At 68.7% G+C, this 12,506-nt stretch carries 13 protein-coding genes; 3 read left to right on the top strand and 10 right to left on the bottom strand.

Annotated elements, in window-relative coordinates:
- Positions 1–127: 127 nt before the first annotated feature.
- The 6 genes from LU699_RS09090 to LU699_RS09115 form a co-directional block, all read right to left on the bottom strand.
- Entirely contained in the window at positions 128–592 is a 465-nt protein-coding gene (locus LU699_RS09090; protein WP_232136646.1) for a hypothetical protein, read from the bottom strand.
- 25 nt (positions 593–617) lie between these two features.
- A complete protein-coding gene (locus tag LU699_RS09095; protein ID WP_232136647.1) occupies positions 618–815 on the bottom strand; it encodes a LysM peptidoglycan-binding domain-containing protein in 198 nt (65 codons plus the stop codon).
- A 78-nt stretch (positions 816–893) separates the two neighbouring features.
- Positions 894–1,727, bottom strand: a complete 834-nt coding sequence (gene queF, locus LU699_RS09100; protein WP_232136648.1) for an NADPH-dependent 7-cyano-7-deazaguanine reductase QueF — start codon at positions 1,725–1,727, stop codon at positions 894–896.
- A 465-nt stretch (positions 1,728–2,192) separates the two neighbouring features.
- Positions 2,193–3,506 carry a M20 family metallopeptidase gene (locus LU699_RS09105; RefSeq protein ID WP_232136649.1) on the bottom strand — a complete coding sequence of 438 codons (1,314 nt, stop codon included), beginning with the start codon at positions 3,504–3,506 and terminating at the stop codon, positions 2,193–2,195.
- A 121-nt stretch (positions 3,507–3,627) separates the two neighbouring features.
- Positions 3,628–3,939 (bottom strand): DUF4156 domain-containing protein, encoded by a 312-nt coding sequence (locus LU699_RS09110; RefSeq protein WP_232136650.1) that lies wholly within the window; start codon positions 3,937–3,939, stop codon positions 3,628–3,630.
- 146 nt (positions 3,940–4,085) lie between these two features.
- Complete coding sequence (locus LU699_RS09115; RefSeq protein ID WP_232136651.1) at positions 4,086–6,956, bottom strand: M16 family metallopeptidase; 2,871 nt, start codon at positions 6,954–6,956, stop codon at positions 4,086–4,088.
- A gap of 467 nt (positions 6,957–7,423) precedes the next feature.
- Between LU699_RS09115 and LU699_RS09120 the strand changes: the two genes are divergently transcribed.
- From LU699_RS09120 to LU699_RS09130, 3 genes are all read left to right on the top strand, one after another.
- Positions 7,424–8,128: an SDR family oxidoreductase gene (locus LU699_RS09120; RefSeq protein WP_232136652.1), complete on the top strand. Its 705-nt coding sequence runs from the start codon at positions 7,424–7,426 to the stop codon at positions 8,126–8,128.
- A 34-nt stretch (positions 8,129–8,162) separates the two neighbouring features.
- Positions 8,163–8,627 carry a tRNA (cytidine(34)-2'-O)-methyltransferase gene (locus LU699_RS09125; RefSeq protein WP_232136653.1) on the top strand — a complete coding sequence of 155 codons (465 nt, stop codon included), beginning with the start codon at positions 8,163–8,165 and terminating at the stop codon, positions 8,625–8,627.
- Positions 8,628–8,925: 298 nt separating this feature from the next.
- Positions 8,926–9,504, top strand: a complete 579-nt coding sequence (locus LU699_RS09130; RefSeq protein WP_232136655.1) for a porin family protein — start codon at positions 8,926–8,928, stop codon at positions 9,502–9,504.
- 360 nt (positions 9,505–9,864) lie between these two features.
- Here LU699_RS09130 and LU699_RS09135 read toward each other — a convergent pair whose 3' ends face one another.
- The 4 genes from LU699_RS09135 to LU699_RS09150 form a co-directional block, all read right to left on the bottom strand.
- Entirely contained in the window at positions 9,865–10,875 is a 1,011-nt protein-coding gene (locus LU699_RS09135; protein WP_232136656.1) for an NAD(P)H-dependent glycerol-3-phosphate dehydrogenase, read from the bottom strand.
- Between the two features lie 2 nt (positions 10,876–10,877).
- Positions 10,878–11,405 (bottom strand): protein-export chaperone SecB, encoded by a 528-nt coding sequence (gene secB, locus LU699_RS09140; protein WP_232136657.1) that lies wholly within the window; start codon positions 11,403–11,405, stop codon positions 10,878–10,880.
- Positions 11,406–11,483: 78 nt separating this feature from the next.
- On the bottom strand, positions 11,484–11,921 hold the full coding sequence (locus tag LU699_RS09145) for a rhodanese-like domain-containing protein (RefSeq protein WP_232136658.1): 438 nt from the start codon (positions 11,919–11,921) through the stop codon (positions 11,484–11,486).
- Positions 11,922–12,009: 88 nt separating this feature from the next.
- Positions 12,010–12,453, bottom strand: a complete 444-nt coding sequence (locus tag LU699_RS09150; RefSeq protein ID WP_232136659.1) for a hypothetical protein — start codon at positions 12,451–12,453, stop codon at positions 12,010–12,012.
- Positions 12,454–12,506: the final 53 nt, after the last annotated feature.

The raw sequence follows: 12,506 nt of genomic DNA on the forward strand, positions 1-12,506 counted from the left end.
TGCGCAGGTCGCGGAAGGCGCGTGCCCGCGTGGAGACATACGGGACAGCATGGTGCGCGTGTCCATCCGCCACGAAAAAACGCGGCCGGAGCCGCGTTCGTGTTCGAAGTCGTGCGCGCGCTGCGGCCTACTTCACCGAGAACTCGCGCGTCTCCACCACCGTGCCGTCGAGCGAGATTTCCAGCTTGTAGGTGCCGACCGGCCAGCCTTCGGGATGGTGGATGTCGAAGGCGATGACCTGCGGGCCGGCGGCGACATCGGCCTCGGTATTGCGGACCAGCTGGCCTTCGCCGAACGTCCAGCGCGCGGCGAGCTTGGCCGCGCTTTCGCCCTCGGTGCCGACCGACGCGTAGATGGTGTCGGTGGTCGCGAACTCGGACGCCGGCGTCGACACGCGGTTCTGGTCGTCGACGGCGTTGCCGAGTTCGACGCTGGTGACCGTGGCCGGTGCTGGCGGTGTGGGCGCCGGCGGTGGTTCGGGCGCGGTCGGTGCCGGCGGCGGCGCCGTGGTGGGCGCATCGCGATTGCAGCCGGCAAACAGCAGCACGCCGCCGAGTGCGGCAGCCAGGGTCAGGACGACGGGTCGGGTCATGGAAACTCCTGGAGTCGGAAATCGGTCACGCGGCAGGCAGTTGCAGCACCTGGCCGGCGTGGAGGGCATCGGGATCATCGAGCACGTCGCGGTTGGCGTCGAACAGCTCGCACCAGCGGTCCTGCGCGCCGAGTTCGGATTCGGCGATTCCGGACAGGCTGTCGCCCTTGCGCACGACATAGGTGCGCATCGGGTGTGCGTCGGGAATGCGGGAAGAAGTCATGGCCGGGCGTGCGTGGAGGCGACGGCGCAGGCTCCCACGCCCCGCGTTAAGAATCCATCGCGCGGGGCGTGCAATCGACTACTGCCGTTCGTCGCGCAGGCGCGCAGGCATCGCATGGCCGGGCGTCGCGCGCCATGGATTGATATCCAGCCCGCCGCGCCGCGTGTAACGCGCTTCGACCGACAGCGTCTGCGGCCGGCAGCGCGCCAGCAGGTCGACGAACACGCGCTCGACGCACTGCTCGTGGAATTCGGCGTGATCGCGGAACGACACCAGATACTGCAGAAGCGTGGCGCGATCGATGCGCGGCCCGCGATAGGCGATGTGCAGGCTCGCCCAGTCCGGCTGGCCGGTGACCGGGCAGTTCGACTTCAGCAACGCCGAGGTCAGGCGTTCCTCGACGATCTCGCCAGCGTCGGCCGCGAGCAGCGAGGCATCGGGCGGGCCGTAGCTCGCGATCTCGACATCGAGACTGTCGATCGATGCGCCGTCGTGCGCGATGTCGTCCATGGCCGGCAGACCGAACACCACATCGACAGGCGCGCCGGCGGACTGCGACAAGTCCTGGATGACACGCGCGAGAACCGCGTCGGCCGTGTCGAAGCGCGTGTGGTTGAGCGAGTTGAGATAAAGCTTCAGCGACTTCGACTCGACCAGATGCGGCGAATCGCCCGGCACGGTGATCGTCGCCGTCGCCACGACCGGCTTGCCGCGCGTATCCAGCCAGCTCAGTTCGTAGGCGTGCCAGCGGTCGTGGCCGATGAAGGGCAGCGTCGCGCCGATGCCGATCTCGGCGCGACCAAGCGTGCGCGCGATCGGGAACAGCAGGCCGGGATCGTAATGACGCGGATAGGCGACCTCGCGGCCGAGCGGAATGGGCGGCGCGGCCGCAATGGGGGTTCGGGGGGACATGCGAGGATTTTAGCGCCGGGGGGATGACGTGCGTTGCGTGGGGCGCGGTGCTGGCGGGATGGCAGTCAGGCAGGCAGGCGGTCGGTGCGTCAGAAGCTCGCTGCGTCGGGCCGGCAGTGCGTCAGCCCGTCAGGTCTGACTCGATTCCCAGCGCGTCACCCCAGCGCACGCTGGGGTCCATGTTGATCTTCGCGTCGACGCAAGATCGCGCGCCGAAGGCAACAGCAAAATGGATCCCAGCTTTCGCTGGGATGACGGTAGTGGGATTGTGGAGGTTGCGAGCCAAATCACTGGATGACCAGCCATTCGGCTGTTGAAAGGCGCTTCCGGCCCCGCGTCGGGTGACGGAACACGAAGCACTCACGCCAAAGCCCGTGCTGCTCGATCTGCGCGTTCGCGCTGGCCTTTGCAGTCGCCCCGTCGCATGCCGGGGTCCCGCGCCTTGCGCCGATGCGCCGAGACGCCTCAGCTCTCTCCCGCATCCAGATAATCCAGACTGACCTGCAGCATCGCGCGCAGCCCGAGATCCAGCGCCGACTCGTCGAGATCGAACTGCGGCGAATGGTTGCTCGGCGCGGTCGCCGGGTCCTTGCCTGCCGCGGTCGCGCCGACGAAGAAGAACATCGCCGGCACTTCCTTCGCGTAGTACGCGAAATCTTCGGCGCCCATGTTGAGCGGGGTTTCGACGACGTTCTCCGCGCCGGCAACGGCCTGCAGGCTCGGCAGCAGGCGCGTGGTCAGGGCAGGGTCGTTGACGGTGACGGGGTTGCCGGTGGAGTCGGGCACGTGCGCCTCGACGGTGGCGCCATGCGCGGCGGCCACGTGTTCGGCGACGTTCTTGAGGTCGGCGAAGATGTCGCTGCGCACGCCTTCGTCGAAGGTGCGGATCGTGCCGACCAGTTCGACGCTGTCGGGAATGATGTTGTAGCGGATGCCGCCCTTGATCGCGCCGAAGCTCACCACTGCCGGCAACGTCGAGATGTTGGTACGGCGGCTGACGATGGTCTGCGCGGTGCCGATCAGATCGGCCGCGGCGACGATCGGATCGATGCCGCCCCAGGGCCGCGAGCCGTGCGTCTGCCGGCCGATGACCTTGATGTTGAAACGGTCCGACGCGGCCATCAGCGGGCCGCCGCGCACGCCGAGCTGGCCGGCCTGCAGCGTCGAGAACACATGCAGGCCGAAGATCGCGTCCGGTTTGAAGTCGCGGAAGATGCCCTCGGCCAGCATCATCGACGCGCCGCCGTCCTCGTCGTCGGGCGGGCCTTCCTCGGCGGGCTGGAACACGAACAGCACCTCGCCCGCCAGCTGCTCGCGCATGCCGACCAGGGCTTCGGCCACGCCCATCAGGATCGCGACGTGCGCATCGTGGCCGCAGGCGTGCATGACGCCGGTGGGTTCGCCGCGGTAGGTCGTGGTCGCGGTGGACGCGAAGGGCAGGCCGGTCTGTTCGGTGACCGGCAACGCGTCCATGTCGGCGCGCAGTGCGATCTTCGGGCCGGGGCGGCCGCCCTTGAGCACGGCGGTCACGCCGGTATGCGCGATGCCGGTTTTCGGTTCGAGGCCGAGGCTACGCAGATGCTCGGCGACCAGCGCCGCGGTACGCGTCTCCCGGTTGCCAAGCTCGGGATGCTGGTGGATGTCACGGCGCCAGTCGACGACCCTGGCCTGCAGCGCGGTCGCGGCGCTGGCGACTTCGGGACGTTGCGACGCCTGCGCATGCGACAGAACGGGCAGGGCGGCGCAGGCGCAGAGCAGCGCGGTGGCGAGACGATGCATCGGCGGATCCTCGACGGGTGACCGGTCGATGCTAGTGGATCAGCGGGCCTGCTGGCGCAATGAAGAAAGCGCGCCTGCGCGCGCTTCCAGATCAGGACTCAATCGATCGCGACGTGCGCGGTCAGCGTCCGCACTGCCAGGCGCCGAAGCGCTGGCTGCCGCCGGCGGGTTCGCCGAGCGGGGTGATCGTGTCGGCGTTGAGGCCGGGCGCCTCGTTGCGGGCGAGGGTTTCCAGTTCCTCGCGCACGCGCAGCTGGTTGCGTTCGACGAACGCGATGCTGTGCTTGACCGAGACTTCGACCTCGCCACGCTTCTGACAGTCGGCAGGCGCCGCACTGGTCACGCGCACCGCGCTCGCGCCCGGCGCCATGTGCACCCAGGTGCAGCCGACGGCGGACAGGGACAGCAGCATCACAGCCAGGGACTTGCGCATTCGGAATGCTCCGGGGATTGATGGGGTAGGACGCGATACCCGCCATTGTGGCGGGCATCGGCTGAGCGGGCGATCACCGCCCGCGGAACCTGTTCAAGTCTGCTGCGCGCACCAGCCGGCGAACGCAGCAGGACATTGGACAGGTGTCAGCGTCCGACCGGCTGGCCGTCCGCGTCGAGCACCTGCACCTCGCCCAGCTCGAGCGCGCGGATCGGCGCCTCGATCTGCTTTAGATCGCCGACGACGATCCAGGTCAGCGCCTTGGGATCGATCGTCGTCGCCACGCCGCCCAGATCGGCCACCGTCATCGATTCGATCTCGGCCTTGCGCTGGAACACGTAGTCGTCCGGACGGCCGAAGCGCACGTTGCCGCCGATCGTCGACATCACCGACCACGCGGTCTCGTAGGCACCGGGCAGGCTCAGGGTCTGGATCGCCTGGGCGCGGGCGAGTTCGGCGGCGGTCGCCGGACGGTCGCCATCGGCGAAGTCGGTCAGCTCACGCTGGACCTCGGCCATGGCCTCGGCGGTCTTGTCGATCTGCACCGGCGCCGACGCCATCCACGGACGCTGGCCCAGCGTGCCGCTGGCCGAGCTGCGCGCGCCGTAGGACCAGTGCTTGTCCTCGCGCAGGTTCATGTTCAGACGCGCGGTGAAATCGCCGCCGATCACGGTGTTGACCATGTCGAAGCGGGTCGACGAGGCATCGTTGGTCGGCGGGATCACCTGCGCGGCGAAGATGTTCGCCTGTACCGCGCCGGGCTGGTCGATCAGGAACACGCGCGGTGCGGTGGGACGTGCGACCTCGGCCACTTCGATGGCCGCCGGCGCCGCGCCGGTGCCGCGCCAGTCGCCGAAATGCCGCTCCAGCATCGGCACGATCTCGTCCAGCGTGGTGTCGCCGACGACGATCAGCGTCGCGCCTTCCGGACGCACCCAGTCGCGGTGGAACGCGACCAGTTCGTCGCGCGTGAGCTTGGCAATCGCGTCTTCCGTGCCGCTGCCGGTGAACGGAATCGCATACGGATGGCCGGCGCCGTAGACCAGCGGCGGCAGCACGCGCATCGCCACGCTCGACGGGCGCGCCTTCTCCTGCGCGATGCCGGCGATCCACGTCGCCTTGATGCGGTCGATTTCCTTCTGATCGAAGTTCGGGCGACGCAGCATGTCGGCGAACAGCGCCAGCGACGGATCGAGGTTCTCCTTCAGCGCCGAAACGTAGGCATTGCTGCCGTCGAGCGACGCGCCCGCACCGAGGCTCGCGCCCAGCGCTTCGACGCGGTCTGCGAAGTCGAGCGCGCCCAGGCCGCCGGCGCCTTCGTCGAGCACGTTCATCGTGAAGCTCGCGGTGCCCGGCGTGCGGCCCAGGTCGGCGGTGTAACCGCCCTTGAACTCGTAGCTCAGCTGCACGACCGGAATCTCCGGACGGCGCGCCAGGATCACCTGGGTGCCGTTGGACAGCGTCGCGCGCTCCTGCGCCGGGAACTTGAGTTCCGGGAACGATGCGGTCTTCGGCACCCCGGTGCTGCGGTCGATGCGGCTGCGCGTGGTCGTGTACTTGGCATCGGGCGCCGGCGGGGTGAACGGCGCGGGCGTGACCGCGGGTTCTTCGGCCAGCGGCGTGCGTGCGCCCGGCACGACGGTGATGGTGTGGCTGCCGACATCGAGCCACTTCGCGCCGGCCGCCTTGACGTCCTCGGCGGTGGTCGCGGCGACGTTCGCCAGCGAGTCGCGGAAGCAGCCCGGATCGCCCTCGTAGACGGTGCATTCGGCCAGTGCGTCGGCCTTGCCGCCGAAGCCGCCGATGCGCTCGATGCCGCGCACGAAACCGGCCCGGAACGAGGTCTTGGCGCGCTCGAGTTCCTCGGCGCTCGGGCCTTCGGTGATCAGGCGCTCGAGTTCCTCGTCGATCGCTTTCTCGACCGTCGCCGGGTCCACGCCCTGCTTCACGGTCGCCATCACGACGAAGTTCGAGCCCAGCTGCGAGCCGTAGGCGCCGGCGCTGATGTTGTCGACCAGGCGGTCGTCGTGCAGCAGGCGACGGTCGAGACGCGAGGCCTTGGCGCCACCTAGCACGCTGCCCAGCACCTGCAGGTGGTCGATTTCGGTAGTGCCCAGTTCGGCGACGTTCCACGCGCGGTAGATGCGCACCTGCGGCACCTGGTCTTCCATCGTCTCGCGGGTGTCGGCGCTGCGCTTGGCCACGTCGACAGCGGGCTGCGCCATCGTCGGGCCGGCCGGAATGTCGCCGAAGTACTGCGCGACCTTGCGGCGCGCGGTGGCCACGTCGATGTCGCCGGCCAGCACCAGCACCGCGTTGTTCGGGCCGTACCAGGTGCGGAACCACTGCTTGACGTCGTCGAGCGCGGCCGCGTTGAGGTCGTTCATTGAGCCGATGACGCCGTGGTGGTACGGGTGGCCCTTGGGGTACAGCGCGCGTGTGAGCTTGTCCCAGACCTGGCCGTAGGGCTGGTTCTCGCCCTGGCGCTTCTCGTTCTGCACCACGCCGCGCTGCTCGTCGAGCGCCGCCTGGTCGACCGCGCCGAGCAGGTGGCCCATGCGGTCCGATTCCATCCACAGCGCCATGTCGAGCGCGGTGGTCGGCACGTTCTGGAAGTAGTTCGTGCGGTCGGTGTTGGTGGTGCCGTTCTGGTCGGTCACGCCGACCTGCTTGAAGGGATCGAAGAACTCGCCGTCGTGGTTCTCGCTGGCCTGGAACATCAGATGCTCGAACAGGTGCGCGAAGCCGCTGCGGCCGGCGGGTTCGTCCTTGCTGCCGACGTGGTACCAGATGTTGACCGCGACGATCGGCGCCTTGCGGTCGGTATGCACCACCACGCGCAGGCCGTTGGGCAGGGTGAAGGTCTCGTACGGAATGTCGACGCCGACGGCCTGGGCGGGCGGTGCGGCAAGCGCCATCGGCGCCGCGGCGAAGCCGGACAGGGCGAGGCCGGTGGCCAGCGCGAGCAGGGCCGCGCGCGGGCGAGTCGGAGCGGTACGGAGACGGTCGACGGACATGCCGGTCCTTGCAGTTCGGGCGGGATTGGACCCGCATCGTAGCCAGCCGCAGTGCCTTCGGCACGGGCCGCAGGTCATGGTGGGTCTCAGCTTGCGGTCAAGGCGATCGTCGCAGCGGATCGAAGCCCTTCCCCGCGCTGCGGGGAAGGGTTGGGTGGGGGCAGACGGCCAGGCTGACGGGTGTCCGGATTCCAAGCATCTGCACCGCGTGCGATCCGTTCCTGCTGTGATCCGGGCGTTTGCCCCCATCCCGGCCTGTCCGGCCCGGCGCAGCGCGCCGGTCGTTCGATCGACTCGCGCGGCGGTGCAGCGCAAGCGAGTCGCTCTCACCCCGCGCGCGCGGGGAAAGGAGCAGATTGCGGACCCGCCTTGGTCTGGCCATGCGCCAGTGCTCTGCGCGGCCTCGCCAGTCCAATCCTCACGACCCGCCCGCTAGCATCGAAGCCCGGTTCTCCCTAGGCACGCGCATGACCCACTGGACTCTCGTCACCGGCGCCAACCGCGGCCTCGGCCTCGAATTCGTCCGTCAGCTGCTGGTCGACGGCGCCCGCGTCGTCGCGACCTGTCGCCAGCCCGGCAAGGCGACTGCGCTCAACAATCTCGCTGCCGAACACCCCGGCCATCTGAAGGTGCTGCCGCTGGATGTCGGCGACGCCCGCTCGCGTGACGAGCTGGTGCGCGAATGGCCACTGGCCGCGGGCGAGGACGCGCGCATCGACGTGCTGATCAACAACGCCGGCGTGCTGCACAGCGGCGAGCGCTTCGGCACGCTGCGCGCCGACACGCTCGACGACAGCCTGCGCACCAATGTCACCGGCCCGCTGCTGCTGACCCAGGCGCTGGCACCGCTGCTCGTCGACGGCGCGCGCGTCGCCAATCTGTCCTCGCAACTCGGCTCGATCGCCAATACCGCGCGCTTCGGCACGCCGAGCTACGCGATCAGCAAGGCTGCGCAGAACATGGCGACCGTGCAGCTGGCGCATGCGCTGCGCGAGCGGGGCATCGTCGTTGTCGCCCTGCATCCGGGCTGGGTGCAGACCGACATGGGCGGCGCCCAGGCCAGCGAAGTGGCCGAGGATTCGGTCGCCGGTCTGCGCAAGGTCATCGATGGCCTCGGCCCCGACGACAGCGGCCACTTCCTCGACTGGACCGGCGCGACGCTGCCCTGGTGACCGACAATGGCCGGCCCGCAGCCCGGCCCGGCCCATGTTCGACGTCATCCTGCACACGCCCGAGATTCCGCCCAACACCGGCAACGTGATCCGCCTGTGCGCCAACACCGGCGCGCGGCTGCATCTGGTGCGGCCGCTGGGCTTCGACCTCGACGACCGCAACCTGCGCCGCGCCGGGCTCGACTACCACGAGTACGCGACGCTGCAGGTACACGACGATCTCGATGTCGCACTCGCGGCGATCCAGCCCGCACGCCTGTTCGCACTGAGTACGCGTAACAGCGTCCGCTTCGATGCGCCTGCGTTCGCACCGGGCGACGCCTTCCTGTTCGGCAGCGAGACCCGCGGCCTCCCGGACGCAGTGCTCGGCCGCGTGCCCGATGGCCAGCGCCTGCGCCTGCCGATGCAGCCGGGCAACCGCAGTCTCAACCTGTCGAATGCGGTTGCAGTGGTCGTGTTCGAAGCCTGGCGCCAGCACGGATACGCCGGCGGCCAGTAATACGCCAGCGGCGTACGCCCGGCACAGCCGCCCCGGCATCGACTGCAGGCCGGAAGCGAGCAGGTTGGAAACGGTTGCACCACGACCTGAACACCACGCCAAAAGTTCCTGTACTTGCGAGTTCAATATTCAGCGCGGGTTGCACGCGGAGGTCGAGAATGCGCGGTACCGGCCCGGGTGACCGTGCTTCCCCTCCCCTCGAAGCGCATCCCCTCCCTGTCACCCGGGCCGGCATTTTTCAGAGCAGAACCGATAAGAGCCGGACCCCACGCAGGGCCCGGCTGGAGAGAGACCCCGAATGAAGCGCCTCCTGTCGATCGCAGCCCTCGCCGCAGCGCTCCCCTTCGCTGCGAATGCCGCCGAAGGTCTGTCCTACAACTATGTCGAAGGCGGCTATTCGGCCAGCAAGTCCGACATCGCCCCGGTCAACCGTGACGTCGACTCCGACGGCTGGTCGATCCGCGGCTCCGCCGCGTTCCTCCCGAATTTCCACGCCTTCGGCGACTACACCCGCGAGAGCGTCGACAACAGTCCGCTCGACCGCGACCAGTGGCGTCTGGGCGTCGGCTACAACCACGAAGTGACGCCGCGCACCGATCTACTCACCCGCGTGGCCTACCAAAAGCTCGACTTCGGACGCGGCATCAATGCCGATGGCTATTCGGTCGAAGTCGGCGCGCGCACCGCGCTGCTGCCGGCGCTCGAAGGCTACGCACTGGCCGGCTACGAGGATCTCGATAGCGGCTTCGACAGCGAGTTCTACGGCCGCCTCGGCGCGCAGTGGAAGTTCAACCCGAACTTCGGCGTCGCCGGTGACATCAAGTTGATCAAGGGTGGCGACACCCAGTGGTTCGTGGGTCCGCGTCTGACCTGGTAAGCGCCACACCGCTCCCCCGCGGTTTCCGGTCCCCAGCGCTTCCCCGGCGCGTCTCTCTCTCCCGGAAACCGTCAGAACCCGGCCAGCAATGGTCGGGTTCTTTTTTTTTGGGTAGAAGCGGCCGACGGATTCCAGTGGAAGCTCGCGGCGCCCACTGCTTTGTTCTTCCCCCTACGGGGGAAGGTGCCCGGACGGCGGATGAGGGCGCTTTTGGCGCTTCTGACGAGGCCTCGCCCTCACCCGACGCGCTACTCGCGCGTCGACCTCTCCCAAAGGGAGAGGTATTGAGTTTCCGCCAGCTGAGACACGGGGCTGATCGAAGCCCAACAGCAGAGACGCATCAGGCAGGCCTAGAGCCCGTTATTCAAACTCGGGCTTCTGCTCGCGCGCCATCAAACGGGCCAGGCCTTCGGCGGGCGTCATTTCGCCATGCAGCACGGCGCGGACGTTGCTGGCGATCGGCAATTCGATGCCGTGGCGTTCGGCCAGACGCATGACTTCGTCGGCGGTCTGCACCGATTCGACCACCTGGCCGATCGCGCGGACCGCGTCTTCGAGCTTCTCACCGCGGCCCAGCGCCAGGCCCAGCCGGCGGTTGCGCGACAGGTCGCCGGAACAGGTCAGCACCAGATCGCCGAGACCGGCGAGGCCCATCAGGGTTTCCGCGCGGCCACCGATCGCCTGGTTGAGGCGCAGCATCTCGTTGAGGCCGCGGGTGATCAGGCCGGTGCGGGCGTTGAGGCCCAGCTCCATGCCGTCGGCCGCGCCGGTGGCGACGGCGAGCACGTTCTTCATCGCGCCGCCGAGTTCGGCGCCGCGCATGTCGGTGCCGGTGTAGGCGCGGAACGTCGGGCCGTGCAGCACGTCGGCGACGGTCTGCGCGAAGTCGGCGTCGTCCGATTGCACGGTGATCGCGGTCGGCAGGCCGGACGCGACTTCCTTGGCGAACGACGGGCCGGTGACGACGGCCAGCGGCACGTCCTCACCAACCAAGGCGCCCGCGACTTCATGCAGGAACCGTCCCGAGCCGGGTTCGAAACCCTTGGTCGCCCACGACACACCAACGCCCGCCGGGCGCAGCGGCGCCAGCAATTCCAGGGTTTCGGCGAAGGCGTGCGACGGCACGACGACCAGGATCAGGCCGACGCCATCGAGGGCATGGGCCAGATCGGTGGTCGCGCGCAGGTTCTGCGGCAACGGGATGCCCGGCAGATAGCGCGGGTTCTCGTGGCGCTGGTCGATCGCCTCGATCTGTTCCGCGTTACGGCCCCACAGCGTGGTGGGGTGACCGTTGCGTGCGATCAGCGAGGCGAGCGCGGTCCCCCAGGAGCCCGCGCCCAGCACCGCGACCGCGGGCTTGCGATCGGTCACGCTCAGGCGTTGCCGATCTGATCGGTCGTCGGCTGTTCGTTGCCCGGCTGGCCGCGCTGACGCAGGCCTTCGGCGTAGAGCGCGTCGAAGTTGATCGGCTGCAGCAGGAACGGCGGGAAACCACCGGCCTGGATCAGTTCGCCGATCAGCTGACGGGCGTACGGGTAAAGCACGTTCGGGCACTGGGTGCCGAGCAGCGCGTCCAGGGTGTTGCCGTCGAAACCGGCCAGACCGAACACGCCGGCCTGCTTCACTTCGGCCACGTACACGGTGTTGGCGTTGTCCTCGCCCGTGGTGCAGGTCAGGGTGATCGCCAGCACGACTTCGAACGCGTTGTCGCCGACGCGCTGCACGCTCTGGTTGAGATTCATGTTGAGCTGCGGCTGGGCCTGCTCGTTGAAGATCGCCGGCGACTTGGGCGACTCGAACGAGACGTCCTTGACGTAGATCTTCTCGACGCTGAACTGCGCGCCGGCCGGCTGCGCCGGGGCTGCGCCATTGGCGCCGTTGGTGGCCTGTTCTTCGGACATGTAAATCAACTCCGGCAAAAAATGTTGGGTGAGACGGATTGCCGATTATGGCACTCCGTCAAGACGGTACTGCTGCGCTCAGCCGCGGCCCTTGGCCAGCGGCAGGTCGGCCTGCAGCCAGCCGCCGATGCCGCCGTCGAGCACGTAGACGTTCTCGAAGCCGGCCTTCTTCAGGCGCTTGGCGGCGTCGCTGGCCGTGCTGCCGGTCTTGCAGACCAGCACCACCGGCAGGGCCTTGGCAGGTGCGAGCTGCTTGCTCTCGGGATCGAACTGGCTCATCTGCACGTTCTTCGAGCCCGGGATGTGGCCCTTGCCGAAGTCGGCGGCCGGGCGCAGGTCGACGACCAGCGCGTTGTCGCGGTTGACCAGCACGGTCAGTTCGGCCGGACGCAGGACCTTGAAGCCGCGGAACAGCCGCGAGATCTCGTTGAAGACGATCGCCACCGTCAATGCGGCGAGGATCAGCGACAGCATCTGGTTGCGGCCCAGGAAGGCCAGAAGTTCTTCGAAATTCACGGATGGATCGCGGTGCGTCGGCGGGCGGCGATTGTCGCACACCACCGCGACCGCCCGGCGGCGGGCAGCCGATGGCGGCCCGGCGGGGTCATTCGCCGGCCCAGAAGTCGGGCAGACCGTCGACGATCCACCAGGTGCCGGCGGCCGCATCCCAGCGCCAGCGCTCGGTGTAGCGCACGGTGCGCTCGGCCATGGTGTGGCGGTTGATCACGCCGATCTGGATCTCGCGGATCGCCTCTTCCTTGGTCGCGGTGGCGCTGGTTTCGCGGTAGCCGGTGACCTGCACCTGCTCGTAGCGGGCGAAGTCGAGCTCGCTGGCCGGATGCGCGGTGCGGTATTCGGGGTCGACCAGCTGCCAGGCGGTCTTCATGTCGTTCCAGCGCACCGCGCCGGTCCACGCGTATTGCGCGCGCTCGAGCGCAGTGCCCTGCTTGCCGGCGCTGGCGCACCCGGGCAGCAGGACCAGCAGCGCGAGCAACGCCGCGGCAACGTACAGGCGGAACAGGGACGGACGGCCGGAAGTCGCGCGCATGGCAGGGTCTCGAATCGTGAGGCGCCATCGTAGCCGCCGCGGCCGGCGCGCGC

The sequence above is a fragment of the Luteimonas fraxinea genome (assembly GCF_021233355.1).
GTDB lineage: Bacteria > Pseudomonadota > Gammaproteobacteria > Xanthomonadales > Xanthomonadaceae > Luteimonas > Luteimonas fraxinea.

Excerpts from the sequence above, each read along its gene's own strand:
- LU699_RS09150 (WP_232136659.1), bottom strand. The coding sequence starts at position 12,453 with ATGCGCGCGACTTCCGGCCGTCCGTCCCTGTTCCGCCTGTACGTTGCC.
- LU699_RS09105 (WP_232136649.1), bottom strand. The coding sequence starts at position 3,506 with ATGCATCGTCTCGCCACCGCGCTGCTCTGCGCCTGCGCCGCCCTGCCC.
- LU699_RS09125 (WP_232136653.1), top strand. The coding sequence starts at position 8,163 with ATGTTCGACGTCATCCTGCACACGCCCGAGATTCCGCCCAACACCGGC.
- LU699_RS09115 (WP_232136651.1), bottom strand. The coding sequence starts at position 6,956 with ATGTCCGTCGACCGTCTCCGTACCGCTCCGACTCGCCCGCGCGCGGCC.
- LU699_RS09130 (WP_232136655.1), top strand. The coding sequence starts at position 8,926 with ATGAAGCGCCTCCTGTCGATCGCAGCCCTCGCCGCAGCGCTCCCCTTC.
- LU699_RS09095 (WP_232136647.1), bottom strand. The coding sequence starts at position 815 with ATGACTTCTTCCCGCATTCCCGACGCACACCCGATGCGCACCTATGTC.
- LU699_RS09120 (WP_232136652.1), top strand. The coding sequence starts at position 7,424 with ATGACCCACTGGACTCTCGTCACCGGCGCCAACCGCGGCCTCGGCCTC.
- LU699_RS09090 (WP_232136646.1), bottom strand. The coding sequence starts at position 592 with ATGACCCGACCCGTCGTCCTGACCCTGGCTGCCGCACTCGGCGGCGTG.
- LU699_RS09110 (WP_232136650.1), bottom strand. The coding sequence starts at position 3,939 with ATGCGCAAGTCCCTGGCTGTGATGCTGCTGTCCCTGTCCGCCGTCGGC.
- secB (WP_232136657.1), bottom strand. The coding sequence starts at position 11,405 with ATGTCCGAAGAACAGGCCACCAACGGCGCCAATGGCGCAGCCCCGGCG.
- queF (WP_232136648.1), bottom strand. The coding sequence starts at position 1,727 with ATGTCCCCCCGAACCCCCATTGCGGCCGCGCCGCCCATTCCGCTCGGC.